The following is a 23,707-nucleotide window of genomic DNA, read 5'->3' on the forward strand; positions in this document are numbered from 1 at the left end:
AGGATTATGCCTTATAGTTCAACAATATTCTAGTAGTTAGGATGGAGGATAACTATTGTTTTGTTAACCATAAGAGCTGGGTTCGAGAGAGATATTAAATGATGATCTGTCAGTGCAAAAATGACATAAAAATGCAAAAATAATATTGAGCCGTTTTAAAGGTTATAGCATGCTCTACTAAGTCGTAGAGGTAATTTTGCTAGCGTTATTATCGCCTCAAAACAAACATCTTGACCCTTACCTATAACAAATCCCTTTGACGAAGCTATCACCATGACCGAAAAGAAAGCGTTTTATTATCGACCAAAGACCAATCAATCCAACAGCCCTACAGTGCGCTGGACGTTTGTAACGCTTGGCTGGATATTTTTTATTTTGGGCATTATTGGCGTGTTATTGCCCGTAATGCCGACCGCGCCCTTTATACTACTGGCGGCGGGTTGCTGGGCACGTAGCTCGCGGCGCTTTCATTTTTGGCTGATCAATCATAAATATTTTGGGAAGTTCGTCCGTGATTGGGAAGATCGCCATGCCGTACCGCTGTATGCCAAGTGTCTGGCGACAATTATGATGGCGTTATCGACAGCAATGTTATTTTATCGTTTACCCAGCGACATGATGTGGGTTGCATGGCTGGTAGCCACGGTGTGTAGTGGGGTTGCGGTCTATTTGTTCCGTTTGCCAAACGCCTAAAAAGCTATAAAATTAAGGCTAAAAATAGAAAAAAACGACCTTTAGTTACACGAAATGTCAGATAAGGCTTGCGCTACTAGAATGTACCCCTTATAATACGCCCAAGCTTAAGAGCAGTTCTGCACCAAATCATTACCTCGTAGTATTAGTTATAATCCTTCGTTTTAATATTTATCGTTCAGTAGCTATTTGCAAGCGTTACCGGTCACTAGGCCATTAATAAATTAAAAAGTAGGATTATCAATATGTCAGATACTCAAAAAGGTACAGTTAAGTGGTTCAACGAAGCTAAAGGCTTTGGTTTTATCGCTCCAGAAACTGGCGCAGACGTTTTTGCTCATTACAGCGAAATCACTGGTTCAGGTTTTAAAACTTTGGCTGAAGGCCAAGAAGTTGAGTTCACTGTAACTCAAGGTCAAAAAGGCCCACAAGCCCATAACATCGTTGCTATCTAATTTGTCTTTATAGACAACTAGAGCAAGATGAAAAAAAAGCGAACCTTCGGGTTCGTTTTTTTTCGTCTATTGTTTATGTTTATCGCCTATGACTTATGATAAATGCTTTGATAATAAGACATTAAGCAAGGTTTTAGAGTAAAAATGCCTACGATTGTGATGATAGTCGTAGGCATTTTTGGTTTTGGTGTTTAGTCAGTAACTGTTTTAGAGTGAAGCAATCCCTATATTAATAAGTCCGCCGCCAAGAATAAGCCAAGCAAACATAATGGCACCCAAGATAAGAGGTTTTACGCCAGCTTGCTTGATAGCGCCTAGGTGGGTGGTGAGTCCCAATGCAAACATAGCCATGGTCAGCAAGACGTCATCTAGCATAACCATACTACGCTCAAAATTCTGAGTCATTGGCACCCACGTGTGCAATACCACAATAAGAATAAAAATAAAAGCGAACCAAGGTACTTTGACCTGTTTGGCACGCATAAGTAGGGTTTGTTTTTCAGGATTTTTGCCCGCGCCTTTGGTTAAGGCAAAAGATAGTACCAGTAAGAATGGCGCAAGCATCATCACCCGAATCATTTTGGAAACCACCGCAGTATTACCAACGTCAGTACTGATCGCATTACCGGCTACCACGACTTGTGCCACCTCATGAATGGTTGAGCCGGTATAGATACCGTATTGTTGGGCACTCAGCCAAGGTTGTAACCAGCCAAGATGATAGAGGAAAGGGTAGAGCAGCATGGCAATCGTGCCAAAGACTACCACCGTCGCGATAGCAATCGTTACTTTATGGGCTTCAGCTTTGACAACTGGTTCAGCTGCAATCACCGCCGCGGCTCCGCAGATACTAGCACCTGAGCCAATCAATAAAGTGGTTTGCTGATCGATCTTTAACCATTTTGTACCCAGCCAATAAGTGAGCAAAAATGTCGATGTTAGCACCAAGGCATCAGCCATCACCGCTGGCATACCGACACTGGCCACTTGGGTCATCGTCAACTTAAAGCCATAAAACATAATAGCGAGGCGTAGAATTTGCCCTTTGGCAAAGCATACTCCCGCATTCAAGCGCTCAGCTAAATGAGGATAAATGGTATTGCCCAATAGCATACCAAGCAAAATGGCCAATGTTAAGGAAGACAAACCAACGATGCGTCCGTTCGACCACGTCGCCAGACTCGTATTTAACCATAGACAAAATACACTACCGCTCAGCACGACAAACAACCCTGCCAAATGTCGGTTGTTTGGAACATAATGATTCACTGATTGGGCAAAAGCGTGCATAGCGTACGCATCCTATTATTGATAATCAAAATAAGCATAAGCTTATGAATAGACAGTATAAGCCAAGCTGATTTATAATAAAAACAGATTAATAAGATACAAGCTATCGAAAAAGTAGGTTAATAATTGGTTTTTAATATTAAGTGATTTTTTAAATTTATAGTTTGTATAGGATGTTAGAAAGATTATGAAAAAGCCCATGCAGACGCTACCGAAAATTACCCTCAAGCAATTGGCGGTATTTGTTAGTATTTATCAGACAGGTAGCACCAGCCGTGCCAGTGAAGAGATGCATCTATCACAGTCTGCGGTGAGTAGCGCGTTGACTGAGCTCGAGTCAAGGTTGCAAATGCCCTTGTTTGAACGGGTCGGGCGCAGGCTTAACCAACATCCCAACGCCCATCCCGTGTATGTACAAGCGCAAGCGATCTTGGGGCAATCATTAACGCTAGAGCATTATCATAAATATCAAGCAGGACAGATTCATATTGGTGCGAGTACCACCATCGGCAACTATGTATTGCCGCCGCTACTTGCCAAGCTATATGAGGTGCTACCGGATGCCAATGTCGATGTCTACATTGCTAATACGCAAGAGGTGGTCAGCGAGGTTGAGCAATTAAACATCGATATTGCTGTGGTCGAAGGCATGCCGCGTCCGACTGATATAAAAGTCATCGAGCAGCGAGAGTGGCGCACCGATACCTTGATGGTATTTGCTAAACACCATAGCAAATGGTTGGCAGGATTGGTCAACTATGACAAGGACGAGCATTGTTATTTGTTGACGATCGAGCAATTGGCACAGCTACCTTTATTGGTAAGGGAGGCAGGTTCGGGGACACGGCAGATTATCGATGAGCAGTTACTAAAGCACTTACCCGATCCAAAAGTGGTCATGGCTATTCAACAGTCAGAGGCCATCAAGCGTATGGTTAGTGCCGATATTGGGCTTGGCTGTCTGTCACAACACGTTATCGAGGCAGAGCTAGCAGCAGGGAAGTTGGTACAAGTAAAAATAGCCGGTATCGATTTGTCACGCACATGGTGGCTAGTTTGGCACAAAGCCCGCCATCAAAGCCCGATTTGGCAGACCTTTATTGATATTATTGAATAGGATAATAAATAAGTTAGGGCTAAAATGAATGAGCTAAAAAAAGCGCCCCGTAGATTGCTCACCGATGCGCTTTTTATCAACTTATACAAACCATTTATCAAAACGATATTTGGGTTCAGGTTAGCTGCGTTTTGATACGGGCTTGTCAAGTCTAACGACTAAACTGTCACAGGGGACGTTTGGCAAAATATTATCTGCTGTGGCACCGCTGAGCCATGCGACGATACCATGACGCTCATGGCGACCGATGACCAGAAGATCAACGTCATGCTTATGGCAATAGTTGACGATACCTTCGCTACTAGAGATGGCGGTGGTTACCTCGGCATTAACGGCAGTTAAGCCATTGCGCTCTAAGAATTGTGCCAATTTGGCTCGTGCCTCTTGGCAGCGCTCATCGTCAATCTGGTCATATAAGCTTGATGCGGGCACCAACTCATAACCAAAACCGACCATGGTGTCTTTGACAATGTGCAGTACAGATAGCTTAGAACCGGGGCGGTTATCGACGATCTGTTTGGCTTTTTGTGCCACTGTGTCGGCATCAGATAACAAGTCGGTGACCAGTAAAATATGTTGGTAACTCATGAGGTGCTCCTCGTAGCAAGTAGTCTTAACTATAGCACTACTGATGGCTGCTGTTAAGTAATGTCGGCGTACTTTTAAACGGTTGCGGTGTCGTGCTTCCTAGTTGTAGTATCAGCACTGTTCTTTCTGCTGTCACTGTCTTGACTTCTCAATCTGCCAACCCCATCTATTAGCGCTAGACCAATTGTTTTCATGACTAGCGTTTGCCACTATAAAAACCAATACATCACACCTTTTGACCATTCTATTTACCCTGAATTGCAGGGTGCTATTTACCTAATAAGCTATAAGGACAACTATGACTGACACGCCATTTACTGTAGATTTAACGCTACATCCAGCGTTTGAGCTGATTGAGCATCGCCACATTGAGGCGCTATCGATGGATGTGCTGATCAGTCAGCATGTTAAGACTGGGGCCATGCATTACCATTTGGCACACCCGAGTGATGAAAATGCCTTTTTGGTCGGCTTTCGCACTCAGCCAATGGATTCAAAAGGTGAGGCGCATATTTTAGAGCACGTGGCTTTATGTGGCTCTGAGAAATTCCCTGTCCGTGACCCATTTTTTTCGATGATTAAACGCTCATTGAACACGTTTATGAATGCGATGACGGCTGCCGATTGGACGGCGTATCCGTATGCCACGCAAAATAAGAACGACTACTTTAACTTACTTGCCGTTTATCTTGATGCGTCATTTTTCCCTAATATTCATCCGCTTGATTTTGCCCAAGAAGGCATTCGTGTCGAGTTAGACGAAAATGATAAGCCGCAGTTTAAAGGTATCGTCTTTAATGAGATGAAAGGCGCGATGAGTGGTGAGATTGACCAGCTCTATCATACGGTCGCCCATCATTTGTTCCCAACGACGACCTATCATTATAATTCAGGCGGCGATCCTGCTGATATTCCTGACTTGACCCATCATGAGCTGGTTGAATTTCATCAAAGCCATAATCACCCATCAAACAGTGTGATTATGAGCTTTGGTAATATTCCAGTTGCCCAAACGCAAGCGAAAATTCATGAAGATGCCTTGATTCAATTTGAAGCCGGCAAAAAACATGTATCGCGTCCAGAAAAACGTCTGTCTGCACCGATTAGCGCGGTCGATACTTATACCGCTGACGAAGCCGGTCCTGACCAAACCCATCATGTGGTGGCGTGGTTATTGCCATCAATTACCGATCCAAAGCAGCGTTTAGCACTGCGTCTACTAGAGGGCGTACTGGTTGAGCATGCTGGCTCGCCATTGCGCGCGTATTTGGATAGCCATCCACTTGGTAAAGCGCCAAGTCCGCTATTGGGACTCGACGACAGTCATTATGAAATGGTCTTTTATACCGGTCTGCGTGGTTCAAACCCTGAGCATGCCGAAGCGGTAGAGCAGGGGATTATTGATTTGCTTAAACAGGTCGCGAGCAAACCGATTGATGATGAAACCATTGAAACCATTTTGCATCAAATTGAGATTGATCAGCGCCATATCGGTGGTGATAGCATGCCGTATGGTTTGAATCTCATGCTAGAAGGCTTTAGCACGGCGATTCATGATGGCAACCCTATCGACGTCTGGGAAGTTGACGAGCATTTGCAGTGGCTACGTGAGCAAGTAAAAGATGCGCAGTGGTTACCGAATTTAATCAAGACTCATTTACTCGATAATCAGCATCGTGTCCGTGTCACTATGACGCCTGACAGCGAAAAAACTGCCCGCCTTGCAGCAGCTGAGCAAACCCGTCTTGATACCATTGCGATGGATTTGACCGCTGATGATAAAGCTATCTTAAAACAACAGGCTTTAGATTTGGCAGCGCGCCAAGCAGCACCTGATGATTTAAGCCTATTGCCAAAAGTTGGCTTAGAAGATGTCCCGACCGATATCAGCTTTAAGCAAGGCACGCAAAAACAAGTGAATTTAAGCGGGCAAGAGAGCACCTTATTTGAATATGAAGCGGGTACCAATGGCTTGTATTATTATCAAGTGATTGTGCCGTTGACCGATGCGATTGGTAATCAGGATACCAGCGTGCTACCGGTTAATGAAGTGATTAATCATCCATTGTTGCCTATTTACTTAAGCTTATTATCTGAGCTCGGTACCGATTCGCTAAGCGCTCATGAAATGCAAGCCAAGCAAGCGGCGCATTCATCAGGGGTGACGGCACGTATCAGTCAGCGCACTAATATCGATGACAGCCAAGCGATTAGCAGCTATTTTGTTGTGGCAACGCGCGCGTTGAATCGCAAGCCTGAGGCCATTGACTTGCTAAAAGAAGTCATGGAGCACAGCGTCTTTAGTGAGCATGACCGTATTAAAGAGATTTTGCAGCAGCGTCAAGCAGGTTGGCAATCAAACCTTGCCGGTTCAGGGCATTCTTATGCGATGCAAACTGCCAGTCGCGGCATGAGTCGCCAAGCACAGTTAGAATATGTGCGCAGCGGTCTGCCAGCACTAAACGCGCTAAAAGACTTCTTAACCCATGCCAGTACTGATGATGCACAGTGGGATAAATTGGCAACCAGCTTGATGGATTTACATCAACGTTTAATCAGTTTACCTAAGCACGCCGTTATTATCTGTGAAGCCGAGCAAACCGAACGCTTAAGTAACTTAATCGTTGATAGCTGGAAAGACAGCCAAGCGCCAAAGATTGCGGAAAAAATCACAAACTCTGATGCGGGTATTGAAGACAATATCCCAAGCGAGTTTGCCGAGTTGCAACTTGATGCGGCGTTAAATGGCGAGACAGACGCGGTCAAAGCACTAGAAAGTGGTGTGGCGCTCGATGTTGAAGATTTGGCGTGGCTAGTTCCGACCAACGTCTATCATAATGCTAGCGCATATACCGTGCCAGCAGCCGACCATCCTGATACCGCTGCCTTGATGGTATTAGCGCCTTATCTGCGTAATGGTTACTTGCATAGTGCTATCCGTGAGCGCGGCGGTGCTTATGGTGGCGGTGCAGGCTACGATGCCAATGCTTGCGCCTTTAAGTTCTTTAGCTACCGCGATCCGCAGTGTGCTGAAACCTTTGCGCATTTTGATGCCAGTATCGAATGGTTATTAAATGAGCCGCAAACCGATGAGCAGTTGGAAGAAGCCATCTTAGGTATTATCTCAGGTATGGATAAACCAGGCTCTCCAGCAGGTGAAGCTATCAAAGCTTGTTTTGCTGATTTGCATAATCGCGGTGCAGACTGGCAACGTAAAATGCGTGCAGCCATATTGGCCGTGACAGTTGCTGACATACAACGTGTGGCTAAGCAATATTTGCAAGGAAAGGATCATGTTCGTGCAGTATTAGCACCTTATGATAAAGAAGAGCAAGTGAAAGAGCTTGGCTTTAAGGTTTGTAAGATTAAAAGCTAGTTTTTGACTTATCGTGAAATCAGTCATAGCAAATTATTGACTGTATAAAAAAACCGCCGCCTTCAATATTTATATTGAAAGCGGCGGTTTTTATTGCCGGTAAGTATTTTTAAAAGCTGTATTAATAACGCTTAATGGCTTGGTCTTTGCCAATCAACTCTTGATGAATGGGAAAGTTCTCATGGTTATCGTATTGCTGACGGTCGGCAAAATAACTTTTTAAAGTGCGGCGCACGGCTTCAAAGGCAAGCTTATCCCACGGAATGTCTTCTTCGGCGAACAAAGCGCAGTCCAGACTTTCAGAGCCAATACCGTAAGCGCCGTCTTTTAACTCGGTGATATAGATGCTATAGATTTGCCCGATATCAGGGATGTCATATAAACAATATAAGTGCGGATTGGTGACCACCGCTTCCGCTTCTTCAAAGCTCTCACGCGCAGCACCTTCCGCCATTGTTTCACCATTTTCCATAAAGCCTGCGGGCAGCGTCCATAAGCCATATTGTGGCTCAATTGCGCGGCGACATAGCAGCACACGTTGCTTATGCACGACCAATGAGCCACAGATGACTTTTGGGTTTTCGTAGTGAATGTAGCCGCAATTCGGGCAGACCAAACGCGGTATATTATCAGTGGCCGGTATTTTACGTTCAGCCTCGTGGCCACATTGTAGACAATAGCGCATATAAACTGCCTTGTTATTATGATGAGAAAGGATGGGGGTGTAATGTAATTGCTAGCACTCAGTTTGTTTGTATCGATATCATGGTGGATTGATTATACTCAAGGTTAAGCGTCATTCCACAAGAGTGCTATAAATAATCGTTATTACCTTAAGATAGCACACATTTTCGTGGCACAGAATGATGATAACAGTAACGCATCATTTCACTTGTAGTGACATTGCATAATTCTATTAACCAAACGGCCTCAAGCAATTCTGATGATACAAATAAGCAGTCACATAAATAGCATGCAGTTGACAGGCGATTGCGCTAATCTAGATTCAGAGATTATTTTAGGTTTTTAGTTAGGGCGTGTCCTCAATTCAAGCGATTGTACCTAAATGGGCTAAAAATGGCTAAATTTTGCTAAACATCGTCAAATATAGTCAGTGAGAAGTAATATCGATATCAGCAGTACCGTAGCGATTTTAGGATATGGTGACAAGGCTTTATACCGATAAAAATACAAGGCAATTATAATGGCAACCCCCAAGCAGTCTGCACCTTTTAGTGAATTGTCAGTCGCTGTACCCACTTTTATTCGTCATCCGACGCTGAGACAGTTGGCAGAACGGGTGCAGCATGAAACTTTAAACGCGGTGACCAGTCCAGCGATGTACAACTCTCAAAATACCTCGCGCAGTGCTCGTATCTTAGACAGCCTGTATCAGACACCGATAGCTGATGCCTCAGTCTTGGTTGCTATCACTCATGAGCGTCATCCTAAGCTGCTATTGACGCGCCGTGCAGCTCATATGAACAGTCACGCTGGCGAAGTATCCTGTGCTGGTGGCAAGTATGAAATAGGCGATGGCAATAACGTCATCACCGCGCTGCGTGAAGCTTGCGAGGAGACGGCGCTACCACCAAACAAAGTCCAGCTGCTCGGTCAACTGCCTATCCAAACCTCCAAAAGCGGCATGAGTGTCCGTCCTATTGTGGCGCTCATTGCGCCGGGTCTGGTATTGGTGCCTGAGATGGGTGAGATATCGCGCATCTTTTGGGCAGATTTTGAAGCGCTGCTCACACAGCCGACAGTAGAGTATGCGATAGAGTATACGATGCAAGAGGAGACTGCGACCATCCTTACGCCCAGCTGGCAAGTGGATGGTGAGACGGTTTGGGGGTTGACAGGACGCGTCATCGCCAGTTTGTTAGAAACGGGGTTTGATCGACAATTGGAATGGTACTACCGTATCCAAAATGAACAAGCGCAAAACGTAAGGCAGTAAGAATGAGCGGCTGATAACTTCTCACCCAAAACCATGAGTAAACCTATCCGTTATAGATTGATTATAATGAGTGTCGAGGCGATTGATAATGCTTTCACCTATTCTAATGACTACTTATAATAGTCATCGTTTTTCTTAAGCCACCAATTCATATTGTCTTGGCGTTTGGCACGGAAGGCTTCTAACTTATGCGCTACGGCTTGATTGTGCTGTCTGGCAGTGTCAAGAGCAAAGAGAATCGGCACCGAAGATAAGACGCCAAAGCGTATCTTTGATTTGGGCAAATCTAAGCCATCACCGATATCATCGCCGACTAGAGTGCGAGTCACGCTGGCATTGACCATCTCGACGAAGCGCCCGCGACGATTGTCTTCACCCATCAGCTGACGAGGCAAATCGTGCAAGGCTTTTGCTAGTGGTTGTCCCATCTTAAAGTCAAGCTGTTGAATGGATAAATAGGTATATAACCACTCCCAGCACGCTGCTTCATCTGTTGGCAAGCGCTCTAAATCCACCCCCATCCAGTAACTCGCAAGATTCCATAAATGTAAAATACCTTCCGCCTCCTCGGGACTGATGCGTGCGCCCAGTAGTCGTAGGCCGCGCATTATCAACAACGAAAACTGCAAATGGGTGGCGATCATATCGGTCTGGTTGATGGGCAGACCCCAATAAATCGTATTCCAGCTGCCATCGGGGTTATGATGCTGATCGGCACTCGGTATGACGCCCTTAGCAGCATTGCCTTTACCTTTTAATAAATTCTGCCGTACCAATGTATGAATTTGCCGCACCTGAATAGATTGCCGCCAGCCTTCAGAGCCAATCGCTAGTACTTGGTCGATAGGCTTGCGGCCGTTAGCTATGTGCGCAGTGACTTGTGGATGTTCAGAGACGGCTAAGATATAAGCATAGGTACGCATCAAACGCGGCAGCGCATCGTGCATCAAAGCGCCGGTCTGAATGAGTGGCAAGGAGAGGGCAGGGATACTATAGCCTGCCATCAGCGCGACGTTGCGTAATAGCCAAATCAGCATCAATGGATAACGGCGATAGGCGACTGCCCCAATGTGCGCAAGCTTGGGATCGAACCAAGCAGGATGGCCACTGAATTGCTCAGTTAAGGCGTTAAACGCAGGGTTATCTATCAGATTGGTATCAAATTTTGCACTGCGATCATTAATAATGAATTGCTGTAAAGGTTTGGCAAAACGAATGCCATCAGCGGCTAAAGTATCTGCCAACGGATCGCCAATATCGTAGCCTGCCACTATCTCGTCTAATAAATCTTGCGAGATTACAAAGTCCTTTGGTAATAAATAACGCTTGATGCGCTTTAAAACCTGTAAGTCGCTATGATCGTCGATAGCAGTAGTACGACCATGACGCTGGTAAGAAGATGCCGACTGACGATGGGTGTCTGAATTCAAACCATTGTACTTTTTGTCCATATTTGTCTCTACACCCATCCTCTATCGCTTGCATCTGTTACTTATCGATTCCCTTATTGCCCGTCAATCGTATTAATGACGGGTCAAATCTACCGAAGTGCTGTTGATGTCTTCTTTTAGCGTTGCTTTGAGCATCATGTAACCGGCGATACCAGAAACAATTGACCCCATGATAATACCTAAACGCTCATCAAATAATGGAGTGTCGCCTGCGAATGCTAAGCCACCGATGAATAAACTCATGGTAAAACCAACCCCACATAGTAAGGCGGCACCATAGATTTGTTTAAAGTTCATGCCTCGTGGCATGGTTGAGATGCCAAGTTTAAAGATTAACCAGCACATAATCATAACTCCTAACTGCTTACCGATGAAGAGACCAGCAGCGATACCCAGCGGTACCGAGTGGAACAGTTCAGCGAAGCCTGCACCCTTCAGCGAGATACCCGCGTTGGCAAAGGCAAACAACGGCAAGATACCAAAAGAGACGGTATTTTGTAGATCATGCTCCAGCTCTTCTAATGGCGAATGCTCAGGATCAGTACGATCAAACATTGGAATAAATAGAGCCAACACTACACCTGCCAACGTCGCATGAATACCAGATTTGAGTACCGCAATCCACATAATCACACCGATGAGTAGATATGGGGTGATGCTCGTCACGTTGCGACGATTGAGGAGGTATAAAAACGGCAGGCATAAACCAGCGACGGCTAAAGAGCCCAATGACAAGTCACTGGTATAAAATAAAGCGATGATTAAAATGGCGCCAATATCATCAAAAATAGCAATAGAGACCAAGAACACTTTTAATGAGTTAGGAACGCGATTGCCCAAAAGACTTAAGATACCCAAAGCAAAAGCAATGTCCGTCGCGGCAGGGATTGCCCAGCCTTTCCAAAAATCAGGTTCATTATAGTTAAAGAGCAGATAGACAATGGCGGGCATAATCATGCCGCCCAGCGCCGCTCCAGCGGGCAGGATAATTTGCTTAACGTTAGAGAGTTCACCAATCAAGACTTCACGCTTGAGCTCAAGCCCGACTAAGAAAAAGAAAATCGCCATCAGACCATCGTTGATCCAATGATGCGCATCCTTAGCAATGCCAAAGTCGCCAATGCGAATGGATACGGGGGCGTGAATAAAAGCCTCGTACCAAACGTTGAGAGGTGTATTGGCAATGATCATTGCAGCAATGGCAGCCAATGCTAAGACGATACCGCCTGCTGCCTCAAATTCGAAAAATGCTTTGATTCTTTTTATTGCCATATCATCCTCATTTACTAAATACAATTTGCTAAATAATTCAATAACCTCAAGTGTCTATACTGGCAACTTTGACGCTGGCGCAGCTAGATGCTAACAGTTTCTCATAATCTCATTCAGATAGACAACAAAATCCGTCAAACTGAAACCATAAAACTATCTTACGCTCGCAATAATAGCGAAATGACAGTGGAATAACAGCAATATGGTGAAAGGCAGGACGGAAATAAGCTATAAAATCTGCTGTCAATAAAATATTATTCTTAAAGATTTCAGTAACCTGTTAGACAAATCTAGCAGACTTTGTTACGTTTTTGGCTTTTTTTAGTCTTTTATCTCTATAATGAGTGGCATTACGTGCACACAGATGCTCTTGCGCACGCGGTTATTTAGGCGCTTTTTGCCTGTTTGATTGCGGTGTTCTTACTCTCGATTTCACTTTTATTTTTAGGGTTGTTTTCTACAGATTGTTTTCTAAAGTTTGTTTCTCTTTTTATCCTCAATGTTGAAGGTCGGCGTCATGGACTTATCCCTCTCGTTAGAGATTATTTTAATGCTCACTGCTGTGGCAGCGTTGGCAGGCTTTATTGATGCTATCGCAGGTGGCGGTGGCTTATTGACTATCCCAGCCATGCTACTGGCGAATATTCCGCCAGTGCTCACGCTAGGTACCAATAAGCTACAAGCGGCTTCAGGCGCATTGGCTGCGTCCATCACCATGATTAGAAAAGGGGTCGTCAAGCCTCAACGTATCAAAGTCGCCATTATTGCGGCTTTTATCGGTTCGGTTATTGGGACTATCGCCGTACAGATGTCACCGCCTGACTTGCTCGAAAAGCTCATTCCTTTCTTAATTGCCGCGATCGGTATCTATACCTTGTTTGCACCTAGGCTTGGCGAAGTAGAAGCGGCACCGCGCATCTCAGAAGGCAAATGGCAAAAAGTCGTTGCACCCTTAATTGGTTTTTACGATGGTTATATCGGTCCGGGCACCGGCATGTTCTTTGCGTTAGGTAATGTAGCACTGCGTGGGCGTCAGATCATCGAAGCAACAGGCGCGGCGAAAGTTTTGAACTTATCGACCAATATTGGCTCGCTGATTTTCTTTATTTTGGGCGGCAATGTCTTGTGGAAAGTAGGGCTGGCAATGATGGTGGGACAGACGATCGGCGCTTATTTTGGCTCGCATATGGTCGTCAAAGGCGGTAGTAAGCTGATTCGTCCGATGATTGTGTTGGTCTGCTTAGCCATGGTAACCAAATACGTACTTGGCTAGTTTCCTTGATGTAAACATGCTTTAGACTATACCAAAAAAAACCTCAGCCAATTTGACTGAGGTTTTTTATTTGAATAAGCATTCAAATTTTATAGAGTCGGTTCAATCTGATGTAGATACAAGGAAGGTGGGTGAAAGTACTACAAGTAGTAGACTAAGCGAGCCTGACACCTTATCCAATTGTTATGAGATTGACTATGGTTAATTATGGTTAGCGACGATCGACGTCATCGTATTCACTACCCATAATGCCATCGCTAAAGACATTTGAGAACTCGCGCTCGTTGTCTTCATCGATATGACCATCAAACACGTCTTTGGCACCCGCATCAGGATCGTTATAAATTGCAACGTCCATTTTGTTTTCTGACTTTGCTACAATAGCGGTCACCGCTGCATCACCGCCGACGTTCACTGCGGTACGAAGCATATCAAGAATACGATCCACGCCTAAGATAAGACCAATACCTTCGATAGGTAAGCCCACCTGAGCAAATACCATGGACAGCATAATCAAGCCAACACCCGGTACGCCAGCCGTACCGATCGAGGCCAATACTGACATTAAGATAACTGTCAGATATTCGGTCACACCCAAATCAATACCATAAATATTGGCAATGAAAATGGTCGCCGTTCCTTGCATGATAGCCGTACCATCCATGTTGATGGTAGCGCCAAAAGGAACGGTAAACGACGCGACAGAGTTATTAACCCCCATACGCTTGGTCACAGTACGTAAGGTAATCGGAATCGTCGCATTCGAGCTTGAGGTACTAAACGCAAAAATCTGAACTTCGCGCATTTTTGCCAAAAAGGTTTTGACCGATAAGCCTGAAAATAACTTGAGGACAATCATCATGGTAATAAAGAAATGGAAAGCCAGTGAGCCAACCAATACCGCAACGTAACCAAGCAATGACCAAATTAAGTCTAAGCCGAGCTCAGCCATGGCTTTGGTCAATAGCGCAAAGACACCATATGGTGCAAGATTCATAATGATAGTCACCATCTTCAAGATGACTTCGTTGATCAATTCTAAACTTTTTACCAACCCTTTAGCAGGCTTACCAACCATTAAGATACTAATACCGATTAGGACGGCAAAAAAGATGATGGATAGCATATCGCCATTTGCCATCGCACTGATGGGGTTAGATGGGATAATATTGGAGAATACATCAAGCAGAGGTGGCGCAGAGGCTGCTTCAAATTCTGCTGCGGTCTCGACATTCATGCCTTTACCAATGCCAAATACGATACCCAGCCCAATGGCTGTCGCAATGGCTAATGCTGTCGTCATCATATAGATCATAAAGGTTTTGGTACCAATACGACCCAGCAAACGGATGTCACCAATCCCGCAAACTCCGCAAATCAGTGAGATTAACACCAAAGGTACAACCAACATTTTGAGCGAATTCACGAACAGTTTACCGATAATGGCAAGGAAGCCATTGGTAATGTACGTATTAACAAAACTGCCTTCAGCGTTTAGCCCTGAATAGTTTATAAGTAAACCCAGTACGATACCGAGTATCATGGCAACAATAATCTTGCCCGTTAGTCCCATATTTTTCCACATAACCTCTATCCTTTTATATGCAACGCTCAGTAGTCAGTACGGCAATAAATCAATACATTTATGATTGTTGTCTCAACGCCTGATATTGTTACGTCTATATTAATTTGTTACTTGGTGTCAGACTTTTTGACAATATAAAATAATTGTTAAGGGTACTGCAAGATTTTTTTATGATTTAAATAACGTGACATTAGCGATTTTTTCCGTTCCATTTATTCTTTTGTGCTCAAAAAGACGCAAAGTTAAGAAGATTTGTATGGATTTTTATGAATATAATTGGCCATTATTTGAGGTAAAAAAAGCGAGACCGTCTGAAGTAGACAGTCTCGCTTTTTTAAGTGATATGGTTGATTTAAATAGCAATTTAACGTTCAAGGTTAAGTGAGATTAGTAGGTATAAGCCATACTGATTATAAATAGTTGCTTGTCAGTATTTTTAAGTGACGTTTAGCGCCCATTAGTTTCTTTGGGCCTTAGTTTTTTTCAACCTTAGTCTTTTTAAACATAAGCCCCTTTAAACATAAGTCTCTTTGATTACCATTTAAGCTTTATCGTTTTCATCACGACGGAGACCATCTTGCCATTTACTGTCCTTGGCTTCCTCGGCTCTTTCGGCTATTGTCTCGGTCGAGGTTAAGTCTGAATGATTAGGCAAATCAGAGTCTGCTTTATCAAGGCTATGATTGTAGCTCATACGCTGATTCAGAGTCGACTCGGCGTCACGATAACGAGGATCTAGCGCTTCTGCCTCTGGATTAGACTCATCAAAATCCGCTTGCCCGCGTATTTCTTCGACAGTATTTTGCTCATCTACCATTTTTACATCGCCATCACTTTCATAGCCGTGATCAGGATTGGCATCGCCCGTTTGCTCTTGAGTATCCGCCGCTGCAACCGTATTATTGGTCGCTGTGCCATTTCTTGCTTGGGCATCATTTTTTAGTTGCGCATAATCAGTCAGCTTGTGCACAGCATTTTCTAAGCTATGAGGGTTTTCACGCTCTTGTGCTACCTCAAGATGCTCATCGAACACATCTGTCAATAATGAATCGAAGCGTAGACCATTATATCTAATCAGTTGCTCCGCTTCTTCTTCAGTGATATCACCGCTTTGACTAGCATTGACCACATGATCTTCGAACGTCAAGCCTTCGAAGCTGTCTTTATGCTCCGCTTTTTTGAACTTCTGCCACAATGGTTCGACTTCAAGTAGCGTCTGATAAGCGTGCTCCATACGACCGCTGACATCATCAGGTAAGGTATTATAATAGACCATGGTTTTGAGGTAATCACGGAACGGGTTGGCTTCATGATCATCCATAAAGACATCACCCAGTTTGGTTTTTAACTCATCGCTCGCTGGGGTAAAGATACGACCACTTGGGAATGTCACAAAGCTCACAACACCAGCCGCCATACGATTCGGGAAGTTGGCAAAGAAAGAAACAAAGGCTTCTTGAATGGTATAGAGGCTATTCTGTAGCGCGACCTCGGCATGTAAACGTTCGGCTTCTGATTTGCTGCCATGCTCATAAAACTGCAAGATAGCCGTCGCAATGAATAAATGACCATGAATATCTGCCAAACGGCCAGAGAGCATCTCTTTGCGCTTCAAGTCACCTGCCAATAATCCTAATGCCATATCTGCTGTTAAGGCAAAGCTGGCACTTAAGCGGTTGATATGTTTGTAATAAGGGCGAGTAAAGTCATCGACAAAGCTTGGCGCATCGTTGCTACCACCGACATAACCTGCGATAAAGGCTTTTGCCCCGCGATTAAAGGTATAGCCTAAATGTTTAAAGAACAACGTATCAAATTCTTTGAGCGCCGATTCTTTGTCTTCGCTCTGTAGAAGTTGTAATTCGTCAAATAGATACGGGTGACAACGCATAGCCCCTTGACCAAATATCATCAATGAACGCGTCAATATGTTCGCGCCTTCTACGGTAATAGATACCGGAATGGACTGATAAGGAATGGCCAAAAAGTTACGTGGACCCATCTGCACAGCACGCCCACCAACGACATCCATACCATCATTGACCACACTACGCATGGTTTCTGTCGCATAGTATTTTGCCATTGCAGTCATTACTGATGGCGTACCACCTTGGTTAAGACCACAGGTAACTAAGTGGCGAAAGGCTTCTAGCATATAAGTATTACTGGCCATACGACTCGTAGCGTCTTGCACGCCTTCAAATTTACCGACTGAGATTTTGAACTGTTCACGAACCTTGGCAAACGCGCCAACAGACAGATAAGTCATCTCACTGGCTGAGGTAGATAACGCTGGTAAGGAGATACCGCGGCCCACACCCAAACATTCCATCAGCATGCGCCAACCGCGTCCAGCGTTTTCAACGCCACCGATGATGTAATCCAACGGGATAAAGACGTCTGTACCATCGACAGTACCATTCATAAATGGCGAGCCGATGGGGTTATGACGAGGTCCTGTGATGACCCCTTCGTGGCTGGCAGGAACCAACGCACAAGTAATGCCATAATCGGTCTTATTGGGGTCACCAAGCAAACCTTCAGGATCGTGCATTTTGAAGGCCAAGCCAACCACGGTAGCGATAGGGGCCAAGGTAATCCAACGCTTAGAAAAATTCATGCGCAAACCAAGCATTTGCTTGCCTTCGTGAGTTCCGTAGCACACCACACCAGTATCAGGAATCGCGCCAGCATCAGAACCTGCTTCGGGGCCAGTCAGACCAAAACAAGGCACTTCTTCGCCTTTGGCTAAACCGGGTAACCAACGCTGTTTTTGCGCATCCGTACCATAATGCATGAGCAGCTCACCAGGGCCGAGCGAGTTCGGGACCATACAGGTCACAGCAGCGGTCGGCGAACGTGAGGCGATTTTACTCATCACCCGACTTTGTGCATAAGAGGTAAATTCAAGACCTCCGTACTCTTTCGGAATGATTAATCCTAAGAAACCGTTTTCTTTAATGAATTTCCATGCTTTAGGAGACAGCTCTTTATCATCATGATGGATTTTCCATTCATCAATCATGGCGCACAGCGTCTCTACCTCATTATCGATAAAGCTTTGTTCTTCTGCAGAGAGCTGTGGATAGGGATAATTGGCAAAGGTATCCCAGTTCGGTGCACCCATAAACAGCTCTTTTTCCCACCAGCTAGTACCAGCATCTAGGGCTTCACGTTCCGTATCACTCATGCTAGGCATGGCACCCGCAAGTGCCTTGTAAACAGGCTTGGTCAGCAGTGACTGACGCAGAGGCGCGACAAGCAGCACCAGACACAATAGCAATATCGGTATGCCCAAAATGAGCGACCATGGACTGATAATAGCGGTCACGACCACAGCAATAATGGCGACTATACTACCAGTGACGCGCGATAAAGACAGCAAAAATATGGCCAAAACCGTGGCTAACTGTATGATTACTGCCAAAATAAATAAGCCAACTGCCATGACTGTCTCCTTGGTAAAACCTAACTGGAAAATGGGGTAAAACTCAGAAAAAAATTATATTGAGAAAGCATCTTATTTAAGATCAGGGGTTTAAATCAATTAACGGGAAATCAAAACCCTTTTAAAACAAACAATGTCATTAATTATATAACCATGCTATTAAAAACTAAAAACCTATTGGTAAACAAACTTATAAACGTCTATCACAACATCATTTCGACTCAAAGCACTGTTCTTGAGTCAAAAAAAAGTAGGATAAAACAAGCATTGCTGACCATTAGAAATATACGTTTGATGCTCTACAAAAACTAATGAATCAAAATATAAATAACTGAGCGAAAGTTAGCTACCAATATGAAATAGTTAATGATAACTATCAATAGCGAAAATGCTATTCTGTGTCGATAATATGTATCAACTACTAGGGCGTGTCCTCAATTCAAGCGATTGTATCTACATGGGCTAAAAATGGCTAAATTTTGCCAAACATCGTCAAATTGCTGATTAATATCCCGATATTATTTGCGCTATTTTCCTCGTTTGAGGGCAATTTATCTCATTTTTATGATCATTTTTAAAATGAGGACACGCCCTAGATATATCGTCAATAAACCAGCGCTATAATTGGTTTAACACAACTGGAGCTCCATTCTCAAAGCATTACGGTGTTAATCTCGCTTGAATGATGGCCTATAAATCTTTACTCGCCTTTTTTGTACCTGAATTATCTTGAACCGACTATAGAACTAATTATATTTTCGACTAACCGAAGGGCGCTAAGCAGCTTTCGGCATAAGATAATGTTTCATTACGTCCAACGATGATGTGGTCTACCAAGGATAAATCTATCAAATCACAGGCTTTTTTTAGCTCGTAGGTCAATAGGTTATCTGCCGTTGAAGGAGTCGCATCAGTATGCGGATGATTGTGCGCGACGATTAATTGACCAGCAGCGTGACTCAACGCGTGACGGAGTACGTGCTTGATACAGACCGAGCACGACGAGATGCCACCAGTAAACAGTATTTCAAAGTTTAGCAGATTTAGCGCATTGTCTAAGCAAAGGACGGCAAAGACTTCACGATGCTCACCGCGCAATTGGGTGCTGATATAGTCCTTGACGACTTGTGAGCGCCCAAGCGCTTGCCCTGTCTTTAGCTTACTGTCTAAATAACGCGTACCCATCTCAAGCGACGCCAGTATCTGTGCGTACTTGGCAGGACCGATACCATGACAAGCAAGCACGGTCTGTGCCGGCGCTGCCAATAGCTCGGCAAGACTACCGAACTCATCGATCAAATGACGCGCCAGCTCGATTGCCGACTGCGACTGGGTGCCAGTGCGTAAGAATATCGCTAATATTTCAGCATCCGTTAAGTGAGCGGCGCCAAATTTCAGCAGTTTTTCTCGAGGTCGATCATCTTCATGCCAGTCTTTAATCGCCATTGTCACTCCTTAATGGGGGATGAATGCTAGATATATGATATAAATGCGGAAAACCTTACCCAACTTATCTCATAATTGTTACTATAAGCGCAATTTTATCTTTCAACTTTTTTATTGATGCCACGCTTATGTCCAATATTGTGCTCGCTATCACCGGCGGTATCGCCGCTTATAAATCCGCTATCTTTGCCCGTCTGCTCATCAAGGCAGGCTTTGATGTGCGTGTCATTATGACCACAGGCGCACAGGCCTTTATCACACCGCTGACGCTGCAGGCTTTGACAGGTAATGAGGTGCATACCTCTTTGCTGGATGAGCAAGCCGAGGCGGGGATGGGTCATATTGAATTGGCCAAATGGGCGGACTTAATCGTCATTGCGCCAGCGTCTGCCAATACACTGGCGCGTCTGGCAATGGGCATGGCAGACGATCTGTTGACGACCGTGTGCCTAGCAACGACGGCACCAGTCATTATTGCTCCAGCGATGAACCAGCAAATGTGGGCGCATCCAGCGGTGAATCTGAACGTCCAAACCTTAAGTGATATGAATTACCAAATTATACAGCCCGCCAGTGGTGAACAAGCCTGCGGTGATGTGGGGGCAGGGCGATTGCCCGAACCTGAGCAGTTATTGGCTGAGGTGTTGTTATTTAATGCCATGCAAACCACGCCGCAATTATTGGCAGGTAAAAGAGTGGTGATTACTGCTGGACCAACTGTCGAAGCGATTGATCCGGTACGCTATTTGTCCAATCACTCTACCGGTAAAATGGGTTTTGCTTTAGCGCGTGCTTGCGTGGCCGCTGGTGCAGACGTGGTTTTGATTGCGGGTGGTAAAGTAGCACTGCCCACACCGCTTAATGTCACCCGTATTGATGTGTTGTCCGCGCAAGAGATGCTGATTGTCGCACAGCAATGTGTGGAAGGTACGCATAGTGCGCTACAGTATATCTCTGAAGATGAGCATGATCATTCACACGAACACTCACACGAAGATCATCATGCTCATCACCACGGTGACTGTGATTGCAGCGATGAGCACGATGTTGATGCCATGGTTACCAATGATAGCGTGAGAGTCGCAGATGTCTTTATTTCGACGGCGGCGGTTGCTGATTATCGTACTGAAGAGGCTGCCCCGCAAAAAATTAAAAAAACCCAAGATGCCATGACGCTGAGCTTGGTCAAAAATCCTGATATTTTAGCAACCATTTCGCTTGCCCATCCAGCGCTATTTGTCGTCGGCTTTGCGGCAGAAACGCAAGATGTCGAGCGCTATGCTCGCGGTAAACTGATATCTAAAGATCTAGATTTGATTGCTTGTAATGACGTGTCGCGTGCAGATATTGGTTTTGCCAGTGATGACAATGCGATGCAAGTGTTTTTCTCTGAGCGCTATAAGAATGAAGCAGTAACGCTAGAGAAAGCAAGCAAAGATAAAATAGCTGAGCAGTTGGCCAGTATTATTGGTAAAGCTATCTGGCAGCGTCACAATGCACAAGACACGCCCTAGTTATGCTTTCGCTAATGTCGCTATTAGACACTAAATACTGGTGGCAAATATGATAGATAGCGATAGCACCCAGACGTTATTGCTGATTGTGATTTTTGCGCTGGCATCATTGCTGCACGGGATTAGCGGTCTGGGTGTGACCTTGGTGACCACCACTGCGCTTGCCAGCATCTATCCGTTGCCACACGCCATTGTATTGGTGATATTCCCGTCATTATTGCTTAATGCAATGACTTGGCTGGCGGGTGGTGGTCGCACTATTTGGCAAAACTTTATCTATTACGGCAGGCGTTATTGGCTGCTCGCTTTAACTAGCCTGCTCGGTAGTATTGTGGGCGCGAAGCTCTTGCTATGGGTCGATAGCGCTTATATTTTATTGGTATTGGCGGCTGTCATTGGCTTTTATGTGATCAGTGCGCTACTCGGCAAGCAAATTCGGCTACCTGCTACCAAGCCTGTGCTGATTATCGTTGGACTGAGTGCTGGTATCATTGGCGGCGCGACCAATGCAATGTCGACCATATTGATGATGTATCTACTGTCTGCCAGCGATGATAAAAACACCGTCGCCAAAGTCGGCAATATGTGCTATTTCTTGGGTAAAATCGCCCAAATCATTGTATTGCGTGAGCCTATCATGGCGCTGAGTAGTGGTGAATGGCAGCTGATTACTTTGCTGAGTGTTTTATCTATTGTCGCCCTTTTAGTTGGTATCCGCTTACGTCGTTATTTACCACAAGCACGTTTTCGTCAGCTTATTTTATTAATTTTGACCGTACTTGGGCTGCGCGTGGGTTGGCAAGGAGTTACGGCATTTTTATCAATCTAAGCAGTTTGCGGTGTTAGTTAAGTTTTAGATTTTAGGTCAAAGGTATGCTTGGCATGTCGTCACTCATATTTGCGCTGGTGATTTAACGATTAAACAAATTCAGTAAGATGGTAGCGACGATGCTAATCACTATCATGGTAACGACCGGAAAATACACGCGTGTATTGCCTGATTTGTGTTTAATATCTCCTGGCATGTTGCCTATCCACGAAAACGCACTGGGAAACACCAGCCAAATGATTCCGATAACAATGAACACAGTGCCTATACCAATCAATATTTTTGCCATATAAAACCTCGCTAACTTTCTGACGTTTTTTCATTTTGTCTTAAGCATCGATATGCGACAAAGTCACTATTTAAACCGCCTTACCAAAATAAAGCTGCTGCGCCACTCGAAAAGTATTACAGTGCGCTTCAACCACATCTTCAATATCTTCTGAATAGCCACCACCCATGACGATGGCAACGGGGATGTTGGCGGCTTTTGCTTGACGTAACACATATTCATCACGCGCCTTGCAACCAGCTTGTGTCAATCCAAGCTTACCCAGTTTATCGGTCGCCAGTACATCGACCGCAGACTGATAAAAGATCATATCTGGTGCAACGTCGCTAATTAAGCGCGGTAGCGTGTCCTCTAATATCTGTAAATACTCAGCATCACCAGTATCGTTGGCAAGTTCAATATCTAGGTCAGATAGTTCTTTGCGAAATGGATAGTTCTTGGCGCCATGCATACTAAACACAAAAACCCGTGGCTCATTTGCCATAATACTAGCATTGCCATTGCCCTGATGGACGTCTAAATCGACCACCAAAATCTTTTGCGCCTGTCCACGATTTAATAATAAATTACTCGCGATACAAACATCATTAAACACGCAAAAGCCCTCGCCATGATCGGCAAATGCATGGTGCGTACCGCCGGCGACATTCATCGCCACGCCATATTGCTGAGCATAAAGCGCACATTCATAAGTCGCATGGGCAATATGACGACCACGATCGACTAAAGCTTCAGTCATCTCAAAGCCGATAGGGCGTGCTTCCTTGCGCGGTAAGGTTTGGGTTTTAAGTTTATACCAATAGTCTGCCGTATGAGTGGTCAAAATCTCCTCTTCGCTTAATCGCGCAGGCGCAAAGAAACTATCGGTACTGATAGTGCCTTCAGCCAATAAGCGCTCAGGAATCATCGTATATTTTTGCATGGGAAAACGATGCTTGTCAGGTACGGAATAACGAAAGACGTCGGAGTAAGCAATTTTTAGCATAATGTTTAAGTGTGTCGGTATTTAAGAGGTGATAAGGTGTTTTTAGAAGGTTTTTTATTAAGCGTGATAAAGGGGTAGAAAATAGACGAATGACTGATTTATATTTTGCTAAACTCTTTAAGTTAAAAGGCTTTTTTAA

At 44.6% G+C, this 23,707-nt stretch carries 18 protein-coding genes; 8 read left to right on the forward strand and 10 right to left on the reverse strand.

Annotated features, from left to right (window positions below; translation table 11 throughout):
- The first annotated feature begins 273 nt into the window (after nucleotides 1–273).
- Complete coding sequence (locus tag W293_RS0110015; RefSeq protein WP_025652299.1) at nucleotides 274–693, forward strand: YbaN family protein; 420 nt, start codon at nucleotides 274–276, stop codon at nucleotides 691–693.
- Nucleotides 694–938: 245 nt separating this feature from the next.
- Nucleotides 939–1,148, forward strand: a complete 210-nt coding sequence (locus tag W293_RS0110020; RefSeq protein WP_010201661.1) for a cold-shock protein — start codon at nucleotides 939–941, stop codon at nucleotides 1,146–1,148.
- Between the two features lie 207 nt (nucleotides 1,149–1,355).
- Here the strand turns inward: W293_RS0110020 and W293_RS0110025 are convergent, their stop codons facing one another.
- Complete coding sequence (locus tag W293_RS0110025) at nucleotides 1,356–2,438, reverse strand: YeiH family protein (protein WP_025652300.1); 1,083 nt, start codon at nucleotides 2,436–2,438, stop codon at nucleotides 1,356–1,358.
- A gap of 187 nt (nucleotides 2,439–2,625) precedes the next feature.
- On the opposite strand from W293_RS0110025, the gene W293_RS16355 reads away from it, so the two are divergent.
- Complete coding sequence (locus W293_RS16355; protein WP_037025358.1) at nucleotides 2,626–3,555, forward strand: LysR substrate-binding domain-containing protein; 930 nt, start codon at nucleotides 2,626–2,628, stop codon at nucleotides 3,553–3,555.
- A gap of 120 nt (nucleotides 3,556–3,675) precedes the next feature.
- Here the strand turns inward: W293_RS16355 and W293_RS0110035 are convergent, their stop codons facing one another.
- Entirely contained in the window at nucleotides 3,676–4,143 is a 468-nt protein-coding gene (locus tag W293_RS0110035) for a universal stress protein (protein ID WP_025652301.1), read from the reverse strand.
- A gap of 298 nt (nucleotides 4,144–4,441) precedes the next feature.
- Between W293_RS0110035 and W293_RS0110040 the strand changes: the two genes are divergently transcribed.
- A complete protein-coding gene (locus tag W293_RS0110040; protein WP_025652302.1) occupies nucleotides 4,442–7,519 on the forward strand; it encodes an insulinase family protein in 3,078 nt (1,025 codons plus the stop codon).
- Nucleotides 7,520–7,640: 121 nt separating this feature from the next.
- Here W293_RS0110040 and W293_RS0110045 read toward each other — a convergent pair whose 3' ends face one another.
- Nucleotides 7,641–8,204: an NUDIX hydrolase gene (locus W293_RS0110045; RefSeq protein WP_025652303.1), complete on the reverse strand. Its 564-nt coding sequence runs from the start codon at nucleotides 8,202–8,204 to the stop codon at nucleotides 7,641–7,643.
- A 519-nt stretch (nucleotides 8,205–8,723) separates the two neighbouring features.
- On the opposite strand from W293_RS0110045, the gene W293_RS0110050 reads away from it, so the two are divergent.
- Nucleotides 8,724–9,476 carry an NUDIX hydrolase gene (locus W293_RS0110050; RefSeq protein WP_037025361.1) on the forward strand — a complete coding sequence of 251 codons (753 nt, stop codon included), beginning with the start codon at nucleotides 8,724–8,726 and terminating at the stop codon, nucleotides 9,474–9,476.
- A 110-nt stretch (nucleotides 9,477–9,586) separates the two neighbouring features.
- Here W293_RS0110050 and W293_RS0110055 read toward each other — a convergent pair whose 3' ends face one another.
- Nucleotides 9,587–10,927 (reverse strand): oxygenase MpaB family protein, encoded by a 1,341-nt coding sequence (locus W293_RS0110055; protein WP_025652305.1) that lies wholly within the window; start codon nucleotides 10,925–10,927, stop codon nucleotides 9,587–9,589.
- 72 nt (nucleotides 10,928–10,999) lie between these two features.
- A complete protein-coding gene (gene nhaA / locus W293_RS0110060; RefSeq protein WP_025652306.1) occupies nucleotides 11,000–12,199 on the reverse strand; it encodes a Na+/H+ antiporter NhaA in 1,200 nt (399 codons plus the stop codon).
- Nucleotides 12,200–12,716: 517 nt separating this feature from the next.
- Here nhaA and W293_RS0110065 point away from each other — a divergent pair.
- On the forward strand, nucleotides 12,717–13,472 hold the full coding sequence (locus W293_RS0110065; RefSeq protein WP_025652307.1) for a TSUP family transporter: 756 nt from the start codon (nucleotides 12,717–12,719) through the stop codon (nucleotides 13,470–13,472).
- Nucleotides 13,473–13,683: 211 nt separating this feature from the next.
- On the opposite strand, the gene W293_RS0110070 is transcribed toward W293_RS0110065, so the two are convergent.
- The 3 genes from W293_RS0110070 to radC form a co-directional block, all read right to left on the reverse strand.
- Nucleotides 13,684–15,057 carry a dicarboxylate/amino acid:cation symporter gene (locus tag W293_RS0110070; RefSeq protein WP_025652308.1) on the reverse strand — a complete coding sequence of 458 codons (1,374 nt, stop codon included), beginning with the start codon at nucleotides 15,055–15,057 and terminating at the stop codon, nucleotides 13,684–13,686.
- Between the two features lie 541 nt (nucleotides 15,058–15,598).
- The gene (locus W293_RS0110080; RefSeq protein WP_025652309.1) at nucleotides 15,599–18,505 is read right to left on the reverse strand and encodes an acyl-CoA dehydrogenase; all 2,907 of its coding nucleotides are present in this window, start codon (nucleotides 18,503–18,505) and stop codon (nucleotides 15,599–15,601) included.
- 762 nt (nucleotides 18,506–19,267) lie between these two features.
- Entirely contained in the window at nucleotides 19,268–19,951 is a 684-nt protein-coding gene (radC, locus tag W293_RS0110085) for a RadC family protein (RefSeq protein ID WP_025652310.1), read from the reverse strand.
- Nucleotides 19,952–20,079: 128 nt separating this feature from the next.
- Between radC and coaBC the strand changes: the two genes are divergently transcribed.
- Both coaBC and W293_RS0110095 read left to right on the forward strand, forming a co-directional pair.
- Entirely contained in the window at nucleotides 20,080–21,465 is a 1,386-nt protein-coding gene (coaBC, locus tag W293_RS0110090) for a bifunctional phosphopantothenoylcysteine decarboxylase/phosphopantothenate--cysteine ligase CoaBC (RefSeq protein WP_025652311.1), read from the forward strand.
- A 49-nt stretch (nucleotides 21,466–21,514) separates the two neighbouring features.
- Complete coding sequence (locus tag W293_RS0110095; protein ID WP_037025369.1) at nucleotides 21,515–22,294, forward strand: sulfite exporter TauE/SafE family protein; 780 nt, start codon at nucleotides 21,515–21,517, stop codon at nucleotides 22,292–22,294.
- 82 nt (nucleotides 22,295–22,376) lie between these two features.
- Here the strand turns inward: W293_RS0110095 and W293_RS0110100 are convergent, their stop codons facing one another.
- Nucleotides 22,377–22,583 carry a DUF2905 domain-containing protein gene (locus tag W293_RS0110100; RefSeq protein ID WP_025652313.1) on the reverse strand — a complete coding sequence of 69 codons (207 nt, stop codon included), beginning with the start codon at nucleotides 22,581–22,583 and terminating at the stop codon, nucleotides 22,377–22,379.
- Between the two features lie 70 nt (nucleotides 22,584–22,653).
- Nucleotides 22,654–23,568 (reverse strand): histone deacetylase, encoded by a 915-nt coding sequence (locus tag W293_RS0110105; RefSeq protein WP_025652314.1) that lies wholly within the window; start codon nucleotides 23,566–23,568, stop codon nucleotides 22,654–22,656.
- Between the last annotated feature and the right edge of the window lie 139 nt (nucleotides 23,569–23,707).

This window comes from Psychrobacter sp. TB67, assembly GCF_000511065.1.
Lineage (GTDB): Bacteria > Pseudomonadota > Gammaproteobacteria > Pseudomonadales > Moraxellaceae > Psychrobacter > Psychrobacter okhotskensis.

Bases quoted from the DNA above. Each gene is read 5' to 3' on its own strand.
- W293_RS0110015 (WP_025652299.1), top strand. From the start codon at position 274: ATGACCGAAAAGAAAGCGTTTTATTATCGACCAAAGACCAATCAATCC.
- W293_RS0110020 (WP_010201661.1), top strand. From the start codon at position 939: ATGTCAGATACTCAAAAAGGTACAGTTAAGTGGTTCAACGAAGCTAAA.
- W293_RS0110025 (WP_025652300.1), bottom strand. From the start codon at position 2,438: ATGCACGCTTTTGCCCAATCAGTGAATCATTATGTTCCAAACAACCGA.
- W293_RS16355 (WP_037025358.1), top strand. From the start codon at position 2,626: ATGAAAAAGCCCATGCAGACGCTACCGAAAATTACCCTCAAGCAATTG.
- W293_RS0110035 (WP_025652301.1), bottom strand. From the start codon at position 4,143: ATGAGTTACCAACATATTTTACTGGTCACCGACTTGTTATCTGATGCC.
- W293_RS0110040 (WP_025652302.1), top strand. From the start codon at position 4,442: ATGACTGACACGCCATTTACTGTAGATTTAACGCTACATCCAGCGTTT.
- W293_RS0110045 (WP_025652303.1), bottom strand. From the start codon at position 8,204: ATGCGCTATTGTCTACAATGTGGCCACGAGGCTGAACGTAAAATACCG.
- W293_RS0110050 (WP_037025361.1), top strand. From the start codon at position 8,724: ATGGCAACCCCCAAGCAGTCTGCACCTTTTAGTGAATTGTCAGTCGCT.
- W293_RS0110055 (WP_025652305.1), bottom strand. From the start codon at position 10,927: ATGGACAAAAAGTACAATGGTTTGAATTCAGACACCCATCGTCAGTCG.
- nhaA (WP_025652306.1), bottom strand. From the start codon at position 12,199: ATGGCAATAAAAAGAATCAAAGCATTTTTCGAATTTGAGGCAGCAGGC.
- W293_RS0110065 (WP_025652307.1), top strand. From the start codon at position 12,717: ATGGACTTATCCCTCTCGTTAGAGATTATTTTAATGCTCACTGCTGTG.
- W293_RS0110070 (WP_025652308.1), bottom strand. From the start codon at position 15,057: ATGTGGAAAAATATGGGACTAACGGGCAAGATTATTGTTGCCATGATA.
- W293_RS0110080 (WP_025652309.1), bottom strand. From the start codon at position 18,505: ATGGCAGTTGGCTTATTTATTTTGGCAGTAATCATACAGTTAGCCACG.
- radC (WP_025652310.1), bottom strand. From the start codon at position 19,951: ATGGCGATTAAAGACTGGCATGAAGATGATCGACCTCGAGAAAAACTG.
- coaBC (WP_025652311.1), top strand. From the start codon at position 20,080: ATGTCCAATATTGTGCTCGCTATCACCGGCGGTATCGCCGCTTATAAA.
- W293_RS0110095 (WP_037025369.1), top strand. From the start codon at position 21,515: ATGATAGATAGCGATAGCACCCAGACGTTATTGCTGATTGTGATTTTT.
- W293_RS0110100 (WP_025652313.1), bottom strand. From the start codon at position 22,583: ATGGCAAAAATATTGATTGGTATAGGCACTGTGTTCATTGTTATCGGA.
- W293_RS0110105 (WP_025652314.1), bottom strand. From the start codon at position 23,568: ATGCTAAAAATTGCTTACTCCGACGTCTTTCGTTATTCCGTACCTGAC.